This is a genomic window from Knoellia locipacati (genome assembly GCF_007992835.1).
Taxonomy (GTDB): domain Bacteria; phylum Actinomycetota; class Actinomycetes; order Actinomycetales; family Dermatophilaceae; genus Knoellia; species Knoellia locipacati.
In genome coordinates this window covers 1-19,444 of the sequence record NZ_BKBA01000015.1, presented here as the reverse complement: position 1 = coordinate 19,444, position 19,444 = coordinate 1, and the positions used below count along the sequence as shown (strand labels likewise).

The window sequence follows — 19,444 nt, the reverse complement described above, 5'->3', positions numbered from 1 at the left end:
GGGTGCCGTGGGTGAGCCCCTCCTCCCCCGCTCCCTGCGCCGCGCTCCTCACCGACCACTACGAGCTGACCATGGTGCAGGCCGCCCTGCGCTCGGGTGCGGCGTCCCGGCAGTGCGTCTTCGAGACGTTCGCCCGGCGTCTGCCCGACGGACGGCGCTACGGTGTGGTCGCCGGCACCGGTCGCCTGCTCGAGGCCATCGAGCGCTTCCGCTTCGGCGACGCCGAGATCGCCGCGCTGCGCGAGCGCCGGGTCGTCGACGACGAGACGCTGGCCTTCCTCGCCGACTACCGCTTCCGGGGCGACATCCGCGGGTATGCCGAGGGCGAGGCCTACTTCCCCGGCTCACCGGTGCTCGTCGTCGAGTCGGACTTCGCGCACGGTGTCGTGCTCGAGACGCTCGTGCTCTCGATCCTCAACCACGACAGCGCGATCGCGAGCGCGGCGTCGCGCATGACGGGCGCCGCCGGCACCCGCCCGTGCATCGAGATGGGCTCGCGCCGCACCCACGAGGAGGCCGCGGTCGCGGCCGCGCGGGCGGCATACATCGCAGGTTTTGCGACGACCTCGAACCTCGAGGCGGGACGCCGCTGGGACGTGCCCACCGCCGGCACCGCTGCGCACGCCTTCACGCTGCTGCACGACGACGAGCGCGAGGCGTTCGCCGCGCAGGTCGAGGCCCTGGGCGTGGGGACGACGTTGCTCGTCGACACCTACGACGTGCAGCGTGCCGTCGAGATCGCCGTGGAGGTCGCCGGGCCGGAGCTCGGTGCGGTGCGGCTCGACAGTGGCGACCTGCTCGTCCAGGCGCGTGAGGTGCGTGAGCAGCTCGACTCGCTCGGCGCGACGAGCACGCGGATCGTCGTGACGTCCGACCTCGACGAGTTCGCGATCGCGGGCCTCGCTGCCGGTCCGGTCGACGCCTACGGCGTGGGGACGCAGCTCGTCACCGGGTCCGGGGCGCCGACCGCCGGCATGGTCTACAAGCTCGTCGCGCGCACCGACGACTCCGGCGAGATGGTCGGCGTCGCCAAGGCGAGCAAGGACAAGACGTCGGTCGGCGGCCGCAAGTTCGCGCTGCGCCGCCGCAACGAGCGCGGCACGGCCGAGGCCGAGGTCATCGGGATCGGCGAGCCGCCCGTCGACGACGGCGACGACCGCCCGCTGCTCGTCGACTACGTGCTCGGCGGCGAGCTCGTCGGCGGCGAGTGCGCCACCCTCGAGGGGGCCCGTGACCGGCACGAGGCGTCGATGGCCGAGCTCCCCCGGTCGGCGCACCAGCTGAGTCGCGGCGAGCCGGCAATCCCGACGACCTACGTCTGAGCCGACTTCACCGCGCCGCCGCCGCGCGCTCAGTCGATGCTGTGCACCGCGCCTGAGCCCGCTGACCCGCCCCGGTTGCCGCTCCAGCTGAGGTGGTACTTGCCGTCGTCGCACGCCAGTCCGCCCTCACCGAGGTCGAGCGGGCGGAAGGTGTCGACCATGACGGCGAGCTCGTCGAAGTACTCGGCACCGATCGACGCCTCCGAGGCTCCCGGCTGCGGACCGTGGGGGTGGCCGCCCGGGTGCAGTGACATCGACCCCTGGCCGATGCCCGAGCCCTTGCGCGCCTCGTAGTCGCCCTCGACGTAGAACATGACCTCGTCGGAGTCGACGTTGGAGTGGTAGTACGGCACCGGGATCGACAGCGGGTGGTAGTCGACCTTGCGCGGCACGAAGTTGCACACGACGAAGTTCCAGCCCTCCCACACCTGGTGCGCCGGCGGCGGCTGGTGCACCCGCCCGGTGATGGGCTCGTAGTCGCGCACGTTGAAGACGTACGGATAGAGGCACCCGTCCCAGCCGACGACGTCGAGGGGGTGGAACGGCAGCGTGTGCACCGTCCCGACGATCCCGCCCGAGCTCGCCGGCCCAGAGCCGCGGTGCTTGATGTAGACCTCAGTCTCGGCGTCCGCCTTGTCGCCCACGTCCTCGGCGAGCAGCGGCCCTTGCGGCATCCTCAGGTCACGCTCGCAGTAGGGGCTGTGCTCGAGGAGCTGGCCGTACTTGCTGAGGTAGCGCTTCGGCGGCGCGATGTGGCTGTTGCCCTCGATGGCGTAGGCCCGCAGCGGCTCCTTGCGGGAGGCCCTGGGGATCCAGCGGTGGGTCGTCGCCCTGGGGATGATGATGTAGTCGCCCTGCGCGACGTCGAACGCCCCGAACACCGTCTCGACCCGGGCCGCACCCCGCTCGATGTAGACGCACTCGTCGCCGATGCCGTTGCGGTACCACGGGCTCGTGGCGCCGGCCACGGCATACGAGATGCGCACGTCACCGTTGCCGAGCAGGAGGCGGCGCCCGGTGACGACATCGGTCTTCTTCACCGTCTTCGCGTCGTCGAAGAGCGTGTGCGGCTGCAGGTGGAGCGGCTTCAGCGGGTGGTTCGGTGTGGTCGAGAGGTCGCCCATCTCCCACACCCGCGCATCGACGATCGTCGACGGGATGTTGCGGTGGTAGAGCAGCGAGGAGTCGGACGAGAAGCCCTCCTCGCCCATGAGCTCCTCGTAGTAGAGCTCGCCCAACTTGCCGCGGCCCGCCGGTCGCCGGTGCTGCGTGTGCCGCTTGGGCGGGATGCTGCCCATCGACTGGTAGTGCGCCACTGCTCTCCACCTCACTGTGTCGATACGTCGCTGTCGACTCGCCGCCGCGTCGTGGGTGCGCCGCTGCGTCGCGAAGTCGCTGTCGTCAGCCTAGTAGCGTGTCCGACATGTCAACGGCGCCCCCCGCCCTGCTCGCAGGGCTCATCGACGACGCCGCCGTCTTCCCTCCGGGAAACGCTCCCCTCGACGTGGCCGTCGAGCGCCACCGTGGGCACCGGGAGGCCGCGTATGCCGGTCTCGTCGGCCCGTTGCTCGTGCCGGCCTCCGACGTGGGCGCCCTGCTCGACGTGGGGGGTGCCGGTGGCGGCGCCCCCCTGCAGGTCGGGCTCATCGCGCGGCCCGGCGTCGACCCGTCGGTCGTCATGAGCGCCCTGCGCCGGCTCTCCGGCGAGGAGTCGGTCGAGGCCGTCGGCGCCGAGCTCGGCTGGTTCCCCGGCTGGCGCGACCTGCCCGTCGACCGGCTGCCGCTCACCCTCGAGATCCCCCGTGGCGCCGACCGGGATCGTGCGCTCGAGGACGTGCGGGCAGGTGTCGACGAGGCCGGGCACGTCGTCCAGGCGAAGTTCCGCACCGGCGCGACGCCGACCTGGGAGTGGCCCGACGAGGTCGAGCTCGCAGCGTTCGTCCACGACTGCGCCCGCCTCGGCGTGCCCTTCAAGCTCACCGGCGGCCTGCACCACGCCGTCCGCGCGGACCACGACGGCGACCCGCAGCACGGTGTCCTCAACGTGCTGCTCGCCGTGCACGCCGCCGCCCACGACGGCGCGCTCATGTCGGTGGAGTCCGTTCTGGCACAGCGGGACCCGCACCTGCTCACCGCCGCCGTCCTCGACCTCGACGACGCGGCGGCGACACGGGTGCGGAGCCTGCTCACGGCATACGGGTGCTGCGAGGTCACCGACCCGATCGGTGAGCTCGACGCGCTCGGCATCCTGGATCTCGACGACCTCGACCACCCCCTCGACGAGGAGAACCCCTCATGACCTGGCTCGACCTCCCCGCCGACCACCCCTTCGGCATCGACAACCTCCCCTACGGCGTCTTCTCGACCGAGGGCGGCTCGCGCCGCGTCGGCACCCGCATCGGCGACCACGTGCTCGACCTCGGGCCGTGCGCCGAGCAGGCCGGCATGGAGTCGTATGCCGTGTGGCTGGAGCCGTCGCTCAACGCCTTCCTCGCGCAGGGCCGGCCGGCGTGGACGGCCGCCCGCGAATGGGTCACCGAGGCCCTCTCGAACCCCTCGCGCCGCGACTGCGTCGAGCCACACCTCCTCGCCGTCGATGCGGTGACGATGCACCTGCCCATCGAGGTCGCCGACTACGTCGACTTCTATGCCAGCGAGCACCACGCCACCAACGTCGGGACAATCTTCCGCCCCGACTCCGAGCCGCTCACCCCGAACTGGAAGCACCTGCCGATCGGCTACCACGGGCGCTCCGGCACCGTCGTCGTCTCGGGCACCGACATCGTGCGTCCGAGCGGTCAGCGCAAGCCCCCGACCGAGTCCACGCCCGTCTTCGGGCCAAGCGTCCGGCTCGACATCGAGGCCGAGCTGGGCTTCGTCGTGGGCGGCGCGACCGAGCTGGGTTCGCCTGTCTCCGTGGGCGATGCGGACGACCACCTCTTTGGCGTCGTGCTGCTCAACGACTGGAGTGCGCGCGACATCCAGGCGTGGGAGTACGTCCCGCTCGGACCGTTCCTCGGCAAGTCGTTCGCCACCACGATCTCGCCGTGGGTCGTCACGACCGACGCCCTGCGCAGCGCCCGTGTGCCGCTCCCCGGCCAGACCGACCCCACTCCCCTGCCCTACCTGCAGGGTGAGGCGACCGACGACGGTGCGGGCACGGCATACGGGCTCGACATCAGCTACGAGGTCGAGTGGAACGGCACGGTCGTCTCACGGCCGCCCTACAGCTCGATGTACTGGTCGCCGGCGCAGATGGTCGCGCACATGACGGTCAACGGGGCGACGCTGCGCAACGGCGACCTCTTCGGGTCGGGGACGATCTCCGGGGCTGAGAAGGACCAGCGCGGTTCGTTCCTCGAGCTGTCGTGGAGCGGTCAGGAGCCGGTCGCGCTCGACGACGGCAGCGAGCGCACGTTCCTCGAGGACGGCGACACGGTCATCCTGCGGGCGACCGCACCCGGCCCCGGTGGCACGACGATCTCGCTCGGCGACTGCACGGGGACGATCCGTCCCGCGCGCTGACCGGCGCCTGCGGCGTCAGCGCTGGACGGGGCCCTTGACGACGATCGTCGTCGCGATCTTGTCGTGGAGCGCCTGGCGGCGGGTGTCGGCGATCGGCCAGACGAGGTCCATGACGAGCGCGATGGTGCCGAGCAGCGACAGGTAGGGCACGTTGCCGAACGCCTGGGCCACCGCCTGGAAGCCGGTGCGGCGGATGGCCGTGTCGGTGTCGAGCGGTCCCGGGCGGTCGAGGCGCCGCACGCTGATGCCGACGAGCAGCTTGCCGGGCGTCGCCGCCCAGCGGGTGAGGCAGACGACGTGGTAGGTCAGGAACAGCACGAGCTGGACCCCGAGGAACGCCGCGAGGTAGCCGAGCCGGGCCTCCCCGAGTGCCCCGCTCACGGCCTGGACGTCGCCCGAGGTCATCGCCGTGTCGAGGCGGTCGACGATCGGCTCGATGGCCTTCCAGAGGAACCAGCCGCCGACGAGCAGCGCGACGAAGCTGACGATGAGGGTGTCGACGAGGTAGGCCACGACCCGCAGCCCGTAGGGCGCCAGGACCGCGCCCTCGGGGAGCCCTGCCACCGGGGTGCCGGGGCGCTGCGGCTGCTGGGGCGGTCGCTGGCCTTGGCCCTGCTGCGGGTTCTGGTGGGGCTGCGGGCCCCAGCCCTCGGGCCGGACGGGCGGGTGCCCGGGCCGGGTGGGGGGTGCCGCTGGCGGCGGCTGTGGCGTCCGGGTCCGCAGGGGCGTCGTGTTGGCCGTCCACAGGATGCCGTCGAAGTAGCGCAGCTCCTCGGGGTTGTCGGGGTTCTCGTACCACCCGGGACCGCTCGGAGTGCTCATGCTCCGCAGGATGTCACACCGGGCTGGTCGCTCCCGCACCGCCGTTCCGGGGCCGCGCAAGCTGGAGGACGTGGTCCACGACACCGACCGGGTCGTGGAGGAAGTGCAGGTGGAGGGCGTCGCCGACCTGTTCGGTGAGCCAGCCGAGCCGGCGCGCGCGAGCCAGCTCGACGGCATACGTCGTGCCGAAGGCGAGGTAGGCGCACGCGCCGCGCTCCCACCGCGGCGGCGCGGTCACCGTCGTGCGGAAGTAGCCCAGCGGCAGCCGCGGCTCGCCCGCCTCCACGACAGCTCGCAAGCGCGCGTCGGGGAAGAGCGGCGCGACCTCGTCCTCGCCCCACCACGAGGACCACGGCGGCAGCAGCCCGTCGTCGTCGGCGAGCGCCTCGAGGTGTCCGAGCATCGCGGGCGGCGCCATCGGCGACTCCCCCTCGGCGGCCGGCAGCGCCGCGTCCATGAAGACGACCGGTATGCCGTCCGCCACCGCAGGTGCCACGAGTCCTGCGTTGCTGTGGGCCACTACGACGTCGGGCCGGGCCCGCGCGACAGCGGTCCCGAAGGCACGCAGTACCTCGCCGCCCGACGTCACCCCCGTCGGGACCTCCGCCACGATCGCAGCGACACCGGCGTCCCGGAACGCCTCTGCGAGAACGGCGTACGCGCTCGCCCCCACGAGCGGGCTCGGGAGGAGGACGAGCGACTCGACCACGGCGCGCCCCTTCGGGACGGTCAGCCGACCTGACGCTCGAACGTCACGAGGACGCCCTCGGTGCCGCCGGGACCGATGCGCCCCTTGACCTCGACGGCCGTGATGGCCTTGAGCTGCCAGCCCTTGGCCGCCCACTCGTTGAGGACGGACTCGAGCTTGCCCGACGACATCTTGCCGCCGATGAGCCCCTCACGAATCTGCACGACCTTGTACTCGTATCCCATGCGCCAAATGTAGGGGCACGGGACGTTGGGCACTCCAGACTGGGCCCAGCACGGCGGACACTGGACTCGAGGAGGTCGTCATGAGCACCCCGACCGGCACCGACCCCACCACGAGGACGACCAGGACGACCAGGACGACCACGACGGCCACGGGCCGCGCGGACGAGGTGGTCGGCGCACTCGAGCGTGCGGGGCTCGTGGACTCCGCCCGCCACGCGGAGGCCGTCGCCGTCGTCGACCCGGTCCTGCGCCACGACCTCGCCGCCGCCGGGGAGACGCCGCTGCGCCGGCGGCTGGGCGAGGTGGCGACCTATGTCGGCATCGCGTTCGTGCTCGCCGCGGTCGCGGTCTTCCTCGCGCCCCGATGGGTCCAGCTCACCTGGACCTCGCGCGTCGCCGTCATCACGGCCACGGGAGCCCTGCTGGCGGTCTCCGGCTGGGCGGCCGCCCGGCCCGTCGGTGGATTCGCCGGCGTGCGCGACGGGGACCACGGCTCGCGCCTGCGACTCGTCAGTGTGCTGCTCACGAGTGCGGCGGTGGCGGGCGCAGGAGCTGTCGGCGTGGCCGTCCTGCACCGGGTGCAGGTGGCCGGGACCGAGGCGACACAGGGCACCCGGGTGGGGCTCGCCGCCAGCGCGACGCTCGTCGTGCTGGCGACTGTCGGCTACGTCCTCGCACCCACCCTGCTCGGGCACGCGGCCATCGTCGTCGGTGTCGGCTACGCCGTGCCGTTCCTCGTCGGCGAGCTCGGCGGCGAGGACGCTGCCCCCATCGGCATCGGCTACCTCGTCGTCGGGCTGGTCTGGTTGCTGCTCGCCGAGCGCTCCGTCTGGCGCGAGCCCGTCGCCGGACGGCTCGTGGGTGTCGCCTTCCTCCTCGTCGGGGCCCAGCTGCAGCTGGACTCCGGCGCGGTGTGGGTCGGCTACGTGCTCACCCTCGTCGTCGGCGCCGCAGGCTTCCTGCTCTATCTCACCCGGCCCTCGTGGCCCTACCTCGCCCTCGGCGTCGCGGGCGTGACCCTGGCCGTCCCGGAGGCCCTGCTCGACTGGACCGAGGGGACGCTCGGCACCGCGGGTGCCCTGCTCGGCGCCGGTCTCGCACTCCTGCTGTCCGGCCTGCTCGCCATGCGCATCCGTCGCGACACCCCGACCTGAGCCAGATCCGCGCTCCCCCCTCCTGAGACGCACGTATGCCGCGCACCCGGGTGCGCGGCATACGTCCGGTTCTCGTCCGCTGGGCTAGGCCGAGACGGCGCCCCGGTAGGTGCGCACGGCGACGACGTAGGCGACGGCGAGGATGCCGAGGCACCACGCGAGTGCTGCCCAGATGTCGCTCCCGACGGGCTGCTCGGCGAAGAGGCGTCGCAGGACGTCGATGATCGTCGTCACCGGCTGGTGCTCGGCGAATGCACGCACCGGCCCGGGCATGGTGTCGGTGGGGACGAACGCCGAGCTGATGAACGGCAGGAAGATCAGTGGGTAGGCGAACGCGCTCGCGCCGTCGACCGACTTCGCGGTGAGCCCCGGGATGACCGCGACCCAGGTGAGAGCCAGGGTGAGGAGGACGAGGATGCCGAGCACCGCCAGCCACGCGAGCGGCCCTGCGCCGGAGCGGAATCCCATCGCGAGGCCGACCAGCAGCACGACGCCCAGCGAGAGCAGGTTGGCGACGAGTGAGGTGAGGACGTGGGCCCACAGCACCGACGACCGCGCGATCGGCATCGACCGGAACCGCTCGACGATGCCGCCCTGGATGTCGAGGAAGAGGCGGAACGCGGTGTACGAGATGCCCGACGCGATGGTGAGCACGAGGATGCCCGGCAGCAGGTAGCTGACGTAGGACTCGGTCCCTGAGCGGATCGCACCGCCGAAGACGTAGACGAACAGCAGCATCATCGCGATCGGCATGAGCAGCGTCGAGATGATCGTGTCGGGGCTGCGCGCGATGTGCCGCAGCGATCGGCCAAGGAGGACCGCGGTGTCGGAGAAGAAGTGGGTGGTCATCAGGCTGCCCCTCGGTCCGTGCCGATGACGGCGAGGAAGACGTCCTCGAGGCTCGGCTGCTTCTGGACGTACTCGACCTCGGCCGGCGGCAGGAGGTCCTGGAGCTCGGCGAGGGTGCCGTCGACGAGGATCCGTCCCTCGTGGAGGATGGCGATCCGGTCGGCGAGCTGCTCGGCCTCGTCGAGGTACTGCGTCGTGAGCAGCACCGTCGTGCCGCGCGAGGCGACCTCCTTGACGGCCTGCCACACCTCGATGCGCGCCTGGGGGTCGAGCCCGGTCGTCGGCTCGTCGAGGAAGATGACCCGCGGCTCGCCGATGAGGCTCATCGCGATGTCCAGCCGGCGCCGCATGCCACCGGACCAGGTCGAGACGCGCCGCTGACCGGCGTCGGTGAGCGAGAACCGTGCCAGCACCTCGTCCGCGATCCGGCCCGGTTCGGCGAGGTGGCGCAGCTGCGCGACGAGGACGAGGTTCTCGCGACCGGTGAGGACCTCGTCGACCGCCGCGAACTGTCCCGTGAGGCTGATCGTCGCGCGCACCTGCGGGCCCGCGGTGGCGACGTCGAGACCGTGGATGCTCGCCTCGCCGGAGTCCGCGGGGAGCAGGGTCGACAGGATGCGGACGAGGGTCGTCTTGCCCGCCCCGTTGCTGCCGAGGAGGGCGACGATGCTCCCCTGCGCGATGTCGAGGTCGACCCCGCGCAGGACGTCGAGCTCGCCATAGGACTTGCGCAGGTCCCGGACGTGGATGGCGGAGGTCATGACAGCGCCTTGCGGATCGTGACGTTGCCGTAGGTCGTGCGCGCCGCGACGGTCGCGACCCGGTCGCTGTCGTCGGGGCGGCCCTGCGTCGGCGCCAGCTCGCTGCGGATCTGGCCGTGGTCGGAGGTCACGTCGAGCCGCACCGCGGTGCCGTCGAGGACGCCGACCTCGATGGTCCCGTAGCCCGTGGCGAGGGTGAGCTCGCCCTCGCTCACGCAGTCGACCCGCATCTGTCCGTATGCCGTCCGCGCGTCGAGGCGTCCGGCGCTGCGGCCCACGGCGATGTCGCCGGAGCTGGTGCGCAGCACGGCCCGCCCGCCGCTGGCGCCGAGGGTGACGTTGCCGGCGCTCGTGCTGAGGTCGGCCTCCACCGACGCCCGCCGGACGTCGACGTTGCCGGCGGAGGTGCGCAGCCGCGCCCGGGACGCCTCGTCGGCGCGCACGTTGCCGGCGGAGGTCCGCAGCACGCACTCGCCGAACCGGCCCGAGGCCTCGATGTCACCCGCGCTGGTCTCGGCATCGAGGTGGGAGTCGGCAGGCAGCTCGACGAGCACCTCGACCGAGGCGGGTCTCCACACGACGGCGAGGCCGCGGTCGCGCGGAACGGTGACGTCGAGGACGCAGTCGACGAGCGTCACGCTGGTGCGCTCCGCGGCGTCGACGTCACCCGCGCGGTCCGGGCGCGAGGGCGTCACCGTGATGACGGTGTGCTCGGTGTCGGAGGCGACGGCGCGCACGCCGCCAGCGTGGAGTCGGATCCGCGCACGGATCGGCTCGGGAGTGTCGAAGGTGGTCACGAGACGCTCCTGGGAGTCGTGGAGGGCGGTCATGGTGGTGCTCACCGGGCCCAGCCGGAGAGCCGCTGGCCGCCACGGGGCGTGGCGACGGGACCTGTCGCGGGGTGGCTCGTCGTCTCGGCAGGACCGCTGCGACGCACGGCGAGGGTGAGCATCCGCACGAGGAAGGCGTTGACCGACAGACCCTCGCGCTCGGCGGCGGCCTCGATGTCGGCCTTGAGCCGGTCGGACGGACGGAAGGTGATCCGCGAGGTGCCGCCCTCGTTGCCGTCGTCGCCACCGGCGGCGTCGGCGGATGGCGTCACGGGTGACGTCACCCCGGACGGGGCCTCGGGCGGGGCCGGGGCGACGACGAAGGCCAGACCACGTCCGGCGAGGCGGACGTCGACGGAGCCCGGCGCCATCGCGAGGGTGATCTCGGCGGCGGCGTCGACCACCGCCTCCTGGAGGGTGAGCCGGACGGCGGCGTCGAGTGGGGCGGTCAGGCGCTCGGCCAGCGCCTCGGCCTCGGGTCCGCCGGCGGCGGCAGCGACGGCGAGCTCGCGCTGGAGCGAGTCGACATACGGGGTGAGTTCCATGACGTCATGGTGACACCACAATGACGTCACCTTCAAGACCTCCTGACGCCACCCGTGCCCAACTCGCCAATTCCCCCTCTCTGCCACACCGGACCCGTGACGCAGAGGAGGAATGGGTGAGTTGGGCACCATGCGAGAAGGCGGGGTATGCGCGGGTGGTGAGCACCCGGCATACCCCGCCTTCGCGGAGCGGCAACCGTCAGAGGTTGCCGCGCTTGTCCTGCTCGCGCTCGATGGACTCGAAGAGCGCCTTGAAGTTGCCCTTGCCGAAGCCGAGGGAGCCGTGGCGCTCGATGATCTCGAAGAAGACGGTCGGACGGTCGCCGAGCGGCTTGGTGAAGATCTGGAGGAGGTAGCCGTCCTCGTCACGGTCGACGAGGATCTTGCGGGCCTTGAGCTCCTCGATCGGGACCCGCACCTCGCCGATGCGGGCGCGCATCTCGGGGTCGTCGTAGTAGGCGTCTGGGGTGTCGAGGAACTCGACGCCCTCCTTGCGCAGCTCGTCGACGGTGCGCAGGATGTCGTTCGTCGCGAGCGCGAGGTGCTGGGCACCCGGACCCTTGTAGAACTCGAGGTACTCGTCGATCTGCGACTTCTTCTTGGCGATCGCCGGCTCGTTGAGCGGGAACTTCACGCGGTGGTTGCCGTTGGCGACGACCTTGGACATGAGCGCGGAGTAGTCGGTGGCGATGTCGTCGCCGATGAACTCGGCCATGTTCACGAAGCCCATGACGCGGTTGTAGAACGAGACCCACTCGTCCATCTTGCCGAGCTCGACGTTGCCGACGATGTGGTCGAGCGCCTGGAAGAGGCGCTTGGGGGCTCCGTCGCGCTTGACGAAGGTCGAGACCTTGGCGTCGTAGCCCGGGAGGTAGGGACCGGCATACGTCTGGCCGTCCACGGTGCGCTGCACCAGCGTGTGGCGGGTCTCGCCGTAGGTCGCGATGGCGCCGATGCGCACCGACCCGTACTCGTCGGACACGGTCTCGGGCTCGAGGACGACGCGGGCGCCGGCGGCCTTGGCCTGGGCGATGCACTTGTCGACGTCGGGCACCTCGAGCGAGATGTCGACGACGCCGTCACCGTGCAGCGCGTGGTGCGCGATGAGCGGGCTGTCGGGGCTGACCGCGCCCTTGAGGACGAAGCGGATCGAGCCGGACTTGAGGACGAAGGCCTTGTGGTCGCGGTTGCCGTTCTCGGGGCCCGAGTAGCCGACGAGCTCCATGCCCCAGACGTTCTGGTAGTACTGCGCGGCCTGCGTCGCGTTGCCGACGACGAAGACGATGGCGTCCCAGCCCGTCACGGGGAACGGGTCCTTGCTCTCGTCGTAGTCGACGAGGCCCACGAGGCGCTTGAGCTCGTGGATGTTGAGGTCCGCCTCGCGCTCCTGCTCGGTGAGGTCGATGTGGGTGTCCTGCGGCGTTGCAGTCGTCGTGTCGGTCATGGGTGCAGGCTCGCGGATCCGCGCACGATGTGCAACGGTATGCCGCCGCGCTGCACAGTCTGCGCATGATGTTGCCTTTGATGGGGGTCGAGGTCGACACTGTGCCCATGATCCGACCCGACGGCATCGACGCCCTGGACGCCCGCCTCATCACGCTGTTCACCGAGAACCCATCGGTGGGCGTGCTCGGCGCCTCGCGCGAGCTCGGGGTGGCCCGCGGCACCGTCCAGGCCCGGCTCGACCGCCTCCAGGACCGCGGCATCATCTCGTCGATGGGGCCGCAGGTCGACCCGGCCGCGCTGGGCTACCCGGTCACGGCGTTCTGCACGCTCGAGATCCGCCAGCGCCAGGGCCACGAGCCGGTCGTCGCGCACCTCGCCGCCATCCCCGAGGTCCTCGAGATCCACTCGACGACCGGCGCCGGCGACCTCATCGTCCGGATCGTCGCCCGCGACAACGCCGACCTCGGACGCGTCATCGACGAGATCATCGACGACGTCCACGTCCTGCGCGCCAACACCTCGATGTGCCTCGTGACCCACCTCGACCACCGCACCGGCCCGCTCGTCCAGGCCGCCGCCGGGCGCGGCGCCGCCTCCTGACCTCGGTCAGCGGCACCGCTTCCTGACCTCGGTCAGCGCCGCCCGACGAACCAGAGGCGCACCTTGTCGATCCGCGCCGACACCTGGTCCGACGAGGCGGCCGCGAGCTCGGGCCCGCCGCACGCGCGCCGGAGCTCCATGTGGACGTTGGCGTGGGGAGCCCCGGTCTTCTTGGCATAGGCGGCGACGAGCTTGTTGAGCTCCTTGCGCTGGGCCGCGAGCGCGCGGTGGGCCGACAGCGGGGCCTCGGCGGTGCGCTGCTTGCGACCGGGCACGGCGGACTGCTTGGCCTGGCGCTCGTGGAGCAGCGCCGACACCTGGTCGGGCTCGAGCAGGCCCGGGAGCCCGAGGTAGTCCTGCTCCTCGTCCGAACCGACGTCCGCGTGCAGCCCGAACTGCTGGGCGTCGAAGAGCACGTGGTCGAAGTGGGCGTCCGACTCGAGAGCCTCGAAGCTCTCCTCCTCGAGCCCCATCGTCTTCTCGGTGCGGTTGGCGGCCGCGATGAGGCCCTCCTCCTCGGCCCACATCGACGCCTCGGCCTCGGCGTCGCTCTTGCGGTTGAGGGCGTGGTCGCGCTCGACCTCCATCGTCGCGGCGTGCTCGAGGATGACCGGCACCGACGGGAGGAAGACCGACGCGGTCTCGCCGCGCTTGCGGGCACGCACGAACCGGCCGACGGCCTGCGCGAAGAACAGTGGCGTCGACGTCGAGGTGGCATAGACACCGACGCAGAGCCGGGGCACGTCGACGCCCTCGGACACCATCCGCACCGCCACCATCCAGCGGGAGTCACCCGAGGAGAACTCCTCGATCCGGGCGCTCGACCCGGCGTCGTCGGAGAGCACGACCGTGGTCTTCTCCCCGCAGAGCGACTCGAGGATGCGGGCGTAGGCGCGCGCGGTCGTCTGGTTGGTCGCGATGACCAGTCCCCCGGCGTCGGGGACGTGCCGCCGCACCTCGGTGAGCCGCTTGTCGGCCGCCGCGAGCACGGACGGCACCCACTCGCCCTTGGGGTCGAGCGCGGTCCGCCAGGCGTGCGCCACCTGGTCCTTCGTCATCGGCTCACCGAGCCGCGCGGCGATCTCGTCACCGGCCTTGGTCCGCCAGCGCATCGCGCCGCCGTAGGCGAGGAAGAGCACGGGGCGCACGACCGCGTCACGCAGCGCCGCGGCATACCCGTAGGTGTAGTCCGACGCGGAGCGCAGGATCCCGGCCTCGTCCATCTCGTAGCGGACGAACGGGATCGGGCTCGTGTCCGAGCGGAACGGCGTCCCGGTGAGCGCGAGTCGCCGCACGGCAGGCGTGAACGCGTCCCGGATGGCGTCGCCCCAGCTGCGCGAGTCGCCTCCGTGGTGGATCTCGTCGAGGATGACCAGGGTCGGCGTCGCCTCGGTGCGGCGGCGGTGCAGGTCCGGGCGCGACGCGACCTGGGCGTAGGTCAGCGCGACGCCGTCGTACTCGTGCGAGTGGACGGCCGTCGAGTTCGAGAACTTCGGGTCGAGCTGGATGCCCACCCGAGCGGCCGCCTCGGACCACTGGGTCTTGAGGTGCTCGGTCGGCGCGATGACCGTGATCGCCGAGACCTCGCCGCTCTCGAGCAGCTCGGTGGCGATCCGCAGCGCGTAGGTCGTCTTGCCAGCACCGGGCGTCGCGACCGCGAGGAAGTCCTTGCTGTCGGACTCCAGGTATGCCGTGAGCGCCTCCTGCTGCCAGGCGCGCAGCTTCGCGGCGGTACCCCACGCGGCCCGCTCCGGGAAGGCGGGACTCAGGTGGCTGGCGGCAGAGGTACTCATCGGCTCCGCAAGGTTAACGAGGTTTCGGCGACGACATGCCGGGGGTCCGCCTGACCGGCTCGACCCCGGATGTGTGCTGTGACGTCAGGGCCCGGATCAGGAGGCGCGGAAGGCCACCCAGGAGTTCTGCATGCGGGTCTTCTGACCCGGCGTGAAGTGGTCCATGCAGGAGTCGATCGAGTAGTCCATGAAGTTCTTCACCGGATCGAGACCGGGCAGGCTGCAGGTGTCGCGACCCACCGGGCAGCCCGAAGCCGGACCGGCCTCGGGCGGGGTGTCGGTGACCCGGTCGCCGATGCGCGAGCAGCCGCCCTGGAACGTGTGGAACAGGTTGAGCCAGTGGCCCACCTCGTGGGTCGCCGTGTCGCCGAGGTTGTAGGGCGACGCCGTCCCACCCGGCAGGCTCTCGTCGAGCAGGACCACGCCGTCCATCGGGTCGACGGTCGTCTTGGGGAAGGTCGCCCAGCCCAGCAGCTTGTCGGAGAGGTTGGCGGTGTAGATGTTGAGGTCGGCCTTGCCGCCGACGTGGAGGGCGTTCTTCATGGCCTTCTCGGCGGCGCTGCCGTAGGTGAGGCCGGAGTACCAGCCCGCGTTGTTGGTGGTCGACGTGCTGGTGAGCCGGAACGAGAAGCCGGACCCGGCATACGCGCTGTTGAGGACCGCGATCTGGCCGGCGATCTCGTTGGCCGTGAGCACGCCCTGGCTGCCGTTGGTGATCGTGTGCCAGCGCACGTTGATGACGGTGGGCGTGAACATCGCCCGCCCGGCGACCGAACGCGCCCTCGTGCCGGTCGAGGTGGACGCACCCTTTGCGCGCAGCGCCTTGGCGAGGGCGGCCTCGCGTACGCCGGTCTGGGCGGTGGTGAGCTCGTGCGGGTCACGCGCCCGCGTGCTGCGACCGGCGCTCAGGGCGTCGGCGACCCGCGGTGCGGCGCACTCGACCGACGAGGTGTCGTCGGCGGTGGTGCGGGCCTGTGCGCCGGTCGAGCCGACCCCCAGGGAGGCCGCTGCCAGCAGGGCGGCCGCGAGGACGGGAACGAGACGACGGGGTCGTGCGGACATGGACTGTTCCCTCCTGCGCGGGGGCCCTCTCGGCCCCGCTCTGGGAGGCAATCTAGACCGTTCCCCCGACAGCCGTCAGGGCCCTCCCCACATTGGTGGAGGGCCCTGACGTCCGGCGTGTGCCGAGTGTCCTGCGAGGTCAGCCCCGGTAGGCGACCCAGGCGGACTGCATCCGCGACTTCTGGCCCGTCGAGAAGTGGTCCATGCAGACGTCGGTCGTGTAGTCCATGAAGTTCTTGATCGGGTCCAGGCCCGGCAGGGTGCAGGTGTCACGGCCCGTCGGGCAGCCGGAGGCGGGGCTCGCCTCGGCCGGGGTGTCGGAGACGTAGTCGCCCGCGGTGTCCGAGCAGCCGCCCTGGAACGTGTGGTAGAGGTTCAGCCAGTGGCCGACCTCGTGCGTCGCGGTGTCACCGAGGTTGTAGGGCGCGGCCGTGCCGCCCGGCAGGCTCTCGTCGAGGATGACGACGCCGTCCATGGTGTCGAGCGTCTTCTTGGGGAAGGTCGCCCAGCCGAGCAGTCCACCCGCGAGGTCGGCGGTGTAGATGTTGAGGTCGGCCTTGGTGCCGGTGCGCAGCGCGGTCTTCATGGCGCGCTCGGCGCTGCTGCCGTGGTCGAGGCCGTTGTACCAGGTGGCGTTGTTCGTCGTCGTCGTGCTGTTGAGGACGAACGAGAAGCCGGTGCCGGCGTAGGCGTTGTTGAGCACCGAGATCTGGCTGTTGATCTCGCTCGCGCTCAGCGTGCCCTTGGTGCCGTCGGTGATCGTGTGCCAGTTGACCTTGATCGTCGTCGCCGCGAAGGCCGCACCGCCGCCGGGCTTGCGGGCCTGGCCGGACGAGGTGCGGGACATGCCCTTGTCGGCGAGGGCCTTGTCGAGCTGGGCCTCCATCGCCCTGGCCTGTGCCGGCGAGACGTCGTGCGGGTCCTTGGCGCGTGGGCTGCGGCCGGCGACGACCGAGTCGGACGCGGCGTCGGTGGCGCACTCGGCGGCGACGCTGCGGTCCCCCGCCATGGTGACGGCGGAGGCACTGGAGGCCCCGAAGCCGAGGCCGGCCGCGGTGAGCACGGTCGCCGCGAGGATCGCGAGGGGTCGCACTGGACGAACAGACATGTGGTGTCCCTTTCGGTTCGCACAAACCTCTGTGAGGTTCGGGTTCTTCGAACCTAGCCACGCCGAAACGGACCTCGATACCCGCAGTTCCCCCGGAGTCGGTCAACGTTTGGCAAAGCCCGGTATGCCGTCCGCCCACCCTCACGCGGCACCTCGCGACCCGCTCCCGGGCCGTGTTCGCCGCGCGCGGGGACGGTCAGTCGTCGCCGTCCTGGGGGGCCCGCAGACCCTCGTAGATCTCCTTGCACGTGGGGCAGACCGGGAACTTCTTGGGGTCGCGCCCGGGGATCCAGACCTTGCCGCAGAGCGCGGTCACCGGCTCGCCAGAGAGTGCCGACTCGAGGATCTTCTCCTTGCGCACGTAGTGCGAGAAGCGCTCGTGGTCACCCGGCTCCTGCACCTGGGGGACGGTCTCCTCGCGCTCGAGGACGGCCGTGCGCGTCGAGGGGCCCGAGGGCTCCTGCTGCGGGGAGCTCGGGTCAAGGGCGGGCGGCTGCGGGTCACTCACCCGACCAGCCTACGACGACAGCGGGCCCGGGTCAGTTGAGCTCGGGGTCCGACGGGTAGTAGGCGACGAACGCGAGCTCGTCGCCCTGGCGCAGCAGGACCTGCTCCCAGAGCCGGTCCGGGTCCGCGGTGAGCAGGTCACCGGGAAGCGAGTCGAGCACCATCCACGACCCCCGCGCGATCTCGGACTCGAGCTGCCCGCTGGACCACCCGGCATACCCGGCGAAGATCCGCAGACCACCCACCTCGGGCATGACAAGCAGCGGCGGGGTGTCGAGGTCGATGATCGCGACCGACCCGAAGAGCCGCTGGCTCCCCGGTGGCAGGTCCTCGTCGCTGGACACCATGACGAGGCCGAGGGCCGAGTCGAGCTGCACCGGACCGCCCTGGAAAAGCGTCTGGGGAGCGGAGATGTGCTCGCCCCAGCCGGGCAGGACCGAGTCGACCTCGGCGCCCAGGGGCTTGTTGAGCACCACCCCATGGGCACCGTTGTCGTCGTGCTGGAGCATGAGGATCACGCTGCGGTGGAACAGCCCGTCGTCGAGCTGCGGTGTCGAGACGAGCAGCCGGCCCGTCGTGCGATCAGCGGTCACGCTTCCATTCTGCACGGCCACCCTGACCGCGTCGCTCGCCACCACGCGCTGCGCCACGACCGCCACCCTGGTGGCCCCGCGAGGCCCCCTGGAAACGACGCGGCGGACCACCCGGACGGCGACCGCGCTGCTGCTGCTTGGCCTCGAGCAGGGGCTTCCAGACCTCGTCGGCGACGGGGACGCCGGTCGGGGTGCGACCACCGGCCGCCTCGACGTGCTGGTCGCCCGGACGGACGCGGACCGGCTCGACGTCGAGACCGGCTGCCTCGGCGAGGCGGGCCATGGTGCGCTTCTGGTGCGGGAGGGCGAACGTCACGACGGTGCCCTTCTCCCCCGCGCGGGCGGTGCGACCGGCGCGGTGCAGGTAGTCCTTGTGGTCCGCCGGCGGGTCGGCCTGGAGGACGAGGCCGATGTCGTCGACGTGGATGCCACGCGCGGCGACGTCGGTCGCCACGAGGACCGGCAGCGACCCGTCGCGGAACGCACCGAGCGCGCGGTTGCGCAGGTTCTGCGAGAGGCCACCGTGGATGGCCGCCGCGAGGACGCCCTTCTCGCGCAGCTCGCGGGCGATGCGGTCAGCGCCGAGCTGGGTGCGCACGAAGACCACCGTGCGCCCGTCGCGGGCGGCGAGCTCGGCCGTGAGCTGCTTCTTGTTGTTGGGGTCGATGAGCATGATGTGGTGGCTCATCGTCGTGACGCTGGCGGTGGCGTCCTCGGTCGAGTGGGTGACCGGGTCGACGAGGTACATCTCGACGAGCTTGTCGATCCCCTTGTCGAGGGTCGCCGAGAAGAGGAGGCGCTGGCCGCCGGCCGGGATCTTGTCGAGGATGGCGGTGACCTCGGGCATGAAGCCCATGTCGGCCATGTGGTCGGCCTCGTCGAGGATCGCCACCTGGACGTCGTCGAGCTCGACGGCGCCGCGCTCGATGAGGTCGGCGAGGCGGCCCGGGGTGGCGACGAGGATGTCGATGCCCTTGGCGAGCGCCTTGATCTGCGGCTCGTAGGACAGGCCACCGGCGACGAGCTTGTGGCGCAGACCCGTGACGTGCACGAGCGGCTCGAGGGCGTCGCTCACCTGCATCGCCAGCTCGCGGGTGGGCACGAGGATGAGCGAGCGCGGACGCTTGCTTGCCGGCTTGGTGCCGTCGGCGAGGCGCGAGATGGTCGGCAGGCCGAAGGCGAGGGTCTTGCCCGAGCCGGTCTGGCCGCGCCCGAGCACGTCACGACCCGCGAGCGCGTCGGGGATCGTCGCCTCCTGGATCGGGAAGGGCTCGGCGATGCCGTCACGGGCGAGGCGCTCGACGAGTCGCGGGTCGACGCCGAGCTTGGCGAAGCCGTTGTCCTCGGTGACGGTCGCGGGGCCGGATGCCTTCTTGGACTCGTACTTCACCCACGTGTCGGCCTGGGCGCGCTCGGCCTCGGCCTCCTCGAAGGTGCGGGGCTGCTCGGGCAGGTCGTGGCGGTGCTCGTCGAAGTGACGGCCCTCGTGGCGGTCCCGACGCACCGGGTCGGCGACGCGGCGCGACGGCGTGTCGCTGTCACGACGGAACGGCGGGCGGCCGTCGCGGCGCTCGCCGTAGGCCGGCTTGCCACC

General features: G+C 71.6%; 20 protein-coding genes. 5 read left to right on the top strand and 15 right to left on the bottom strand.

The genetic code is table 11. From position 1 onward, the window contains the following. The first annotated feature begins 11 nt into the window (after positions 1 to 11). Positions 12 to 1,322 (top strand): nicotinate phosphoribosyltransferase, encoded by a 1,311-nt coding sequence (locus tag KLO01_RS16535; protein WP_147067222.1) that lies wholly within the window; start codon positions 12 to 14, stop codon positions 1,320 to 1,322. Positions 1,323 to 1,351: 29 nt separating this feature from the next. On the opposite strand, the gene KLO01_RS16530 is transcribed toward KLO01_RS16535, so the two are convergent. Then, positions 1,352 to 2,638: a homogentisate 1,2-dioxygenase gene (locus KLO01_RS16530; RefSeq protein ID WP_147067220.1), complete on the bottom strand. Its 1,287-nt coding sequence runs from the start codon at positions 2,636 to 2,638 to the stop codon at positions 1,352 to 1,354. 107 nt (positions 2,639 to 2,745) lie between these two features. Here KLO01_RS16530 and KLO01_RS16525 point away from each other — a divergent pair, with 107 nt between their 5' ends. Both KLO01_RS16525 and fahA read left to right on the top strand, forming a co-directional pair. Beyond that, the gene (locus KLO01_RS16525; RefSeq protein WP_147067218.1) at positions 2,746 to 3,621 is read left to right on the top strand and encodes a hypothetical protein; all 876 of its coding nucleotides are present in this window, start codon (positions 2,746 to 2,748) and stop codon (positions 3,619 to 3,621) included. After that, on the top strand, positions 3,618 to 4,847 hold the full coding sequence (gene fahA, locus KLO01_RS16520; protein WP_147067216.1) for a fumarylacetoacetase: 1,230 nt from the start codon (positions 3,618 to 3,620) through the stop codon (positions 4,845 to 4,847). The genes KLO01_RS16525 and fahA overlap by 4 nt, the downstream gene beginning before the upstream one ends. Positions 4,848 to 4,862: 15 nt before the next feature. Here fahA and KLO01_RS16515 read toward each other — a convergent pair whose 3' ends face one another. The 3 genes from KLO01_RS16515 to KLO01_RS16510 are packed head-to-tail and all read right to left on the bottom strand — an operon-like array spanning position 4,863 to position 6,602. After that, positions 4,863 to 5,669, bottom strand: a complete 807-nt coding sequence (locus KLO01_RS16515; protein WP_186828098.1) for an RDD family protein — start codon at positions 5,667 to 5,669, stop codon at positions 4,863 to 4,865. A gap of 13 nt (positions 5,670 to 5,682) precedes the next feature. Beyond that, a complete protein-coding gene (locus KLO01_RS17265; protein ID WP_186828097.1) occupies positions 5,683 to 6,378 on the bottom strand; it encodes an alpha/beta hydrolase family protein in 696 nt (231 codons plus the stop codon). 20 nt (positions 6,379 to 6,398) lie between these two features. After that, complete coding sequence (locus KLO01_RS16510) at positions 6,399 to 6,602, bottom strand: DUF4177 domain-containing protein (protein WP_147067211.1); 204 nt, start codon at positions 6,600 to 6,602, stop codon at positions 6,399 to 6,401. A gap of 80 nt (positions 6,603 to 6,682) precedes the next feature. On the opposite strand from KLO01_RS16510, the gene KLO01_RS16505 reads away from it, so the two are divergent. Continuing rightward, complete coding sequence (locus KLO01_RS16505; protein ID WP_147067210.1) at positions 6,683 to 7,756, top strand: hypothetical protein; 1,074 nt, start codon at positions 6,683 to 6,685, stop codon at positions 7,754 to 7,756. Positions 7,757 to 7,840: 84 nt separating this feature from the next. Here the strand turns inward: KLO01_RS16505 and KLO01_RS16500 are convergent, their stop codons facing one another. From KLO01_RS16500 to hppD, 5 genes are all read right to left on the bottom strand, one after another. Beyond that, complete coding sequence (locus KLO01_RS16500; RefSeq protein ID WP_147067208.1) at positions 7,841 to 8,605, bottom strand: ABC transporter permease; 765 nt, start codon at positions 8,603 to 8,605, stop codon at positions 7,841 to 7,843. Then, entirely contained in the window at positions 8,605 to 9,366 is a 762-nt protein-coding gene (locus KLO01_RS16495; RefSeq protein ID WP_147067206.1) for an ABC transporter ATP-binding protein, read from the bottom strand. Before KLO01_RS16495 ends, KLO01_RS16500 begins: the two co-directional genes overlap by 1 nt. Then, positions 9,363 to 10,208, bottom strand: coding sequence for a DUF4097 family beta strand repeat-containing protein (locus KLO01_RS16490; RefSeq protein WP_147067204.1), 846 nt, complete (start codon positions 10,206 to 10,208; stop codon positions 9,363 to 9,365). Before KLO01_RS16490 ends, KLO01_RS16495 begins: the two co-directional genes overlap by 4 nt. After that, positions 10,205 to 10,741 (bottom strand): hypothetical protein, encoded by a 537-nt coding sequence (locus KLO01_RS16485; RefSeq protein ID WP_147067202.1) that lies wholly within the window; start codon positions 10,739 to 10,741, stop codon positions 10,205 to 10,207. Before KLO01_RS16485 ends, KLO01_RS16490 begins: the two co-directional genes overlap by 4 nt. A gap of 199 nt (positions 10,742 to 10,940) precedes the next feature. Then, positions 10,941 to 12,185, bottom strand: a complete 1,245-nt coding sequence (gene hppD, locus KLO01_RS16480) for a 4-hydroxyphenylpyruvate dioxygenase (RefSeq protein WP_147067200.1) — start codon at positions 12,183 to 12,185, stop codon at positions 10,941 to 10,943. A 107-nt stretch (positions 12,186 to 12,292) separates the two neighbouring features. On the opposite strand from hppD, the gene KLO01_RS16475 reads away from it, so the two are divergent. Then, entirely contained in the window at positions 12,293 to 12,787 is a 495-nt protein-coding gene (locus KLO01_RS16475) for an Lrp/AsnC family transcriptional regulator (protein WP_147067198.1), read from the top strand. A 32-nt stretch (positions 12,788 to 12,819) separates the two neighbouring features. Here KLO01_RS16475 and KLO01_RS16470 read toward each other — a convergent pair whose 3' ends face one another. The 6 genes from KLO01_RS16470 to KLO01_RS16445 all read right to left on the bottom strand — a co-directional run. Then, on the bottom strand, positions 12,820 to 14,580 hold the full coding sequence (locus KLO01_RS16470; protein WP_147067196.1) for a DEAD/DEAH box helicase: 1,761 nt from the start codon (positions 14,578 to 14,580) through the stop codon (positions 12,820 to 12,822). A gap of 96 nt (positions 14,581 to 14,676) precedes the next feature. Then, positions 14,677 to 15,642 (bottom strand): zinc metalloprotease, encoded by a 966-nt coding sequence (locus KLO01_RS16465; protein WP_147067194.1) that lies wholly within the window; start codon positions 15,640 to 15,642, stop codon positions 14,677 to 14,679. Between the two features lie 139 nt (positions 15,643 to 15,781). Beyond that, positions 15,782 to 16,750, bottom strand: coding sequence for a zinc metalloprotease (locus KLO01_RS16460; protein WP_147067192.1), 969 nt, complete (start codon positions 16,748 to 16,750; stop codon positions 15,782 to 15,784). A gap of 196 nt (positions 16,751 to 16,946) precedes the next feature. Continuing rightward, entirely contained in the window at positions 16,947 to 17,258 is a 312-nt protein-coding gene (locus KLO01_RS16455; protein ID WP_147067190.1) for a DUF3039 domain-containing protein, read from the bottom strand. A gap of 31 nt (positions 17,259 to 17,289) precedes the next feature. Beyond that, entirely contained in the window at positions 17,290 to 17,850 is a 561-nt protein-coding gene (locus KLO01_RS16450) for a YqgE/AlgH family protein (RefSeq protein ID WP_147067188.1), read from the bottom strand. After that, on the bottom strand, positions 17,840 to 19,444 hold a 1,605-nt coding region (locus KLO01_RS16445), incomplete at its 5' end, for a DEAD/DEAH box helicase (protein ID WP_246136272.1). The genes KLO01_RS16445 and KLO01_RS16450, both read right to left, overlap by 11 nt.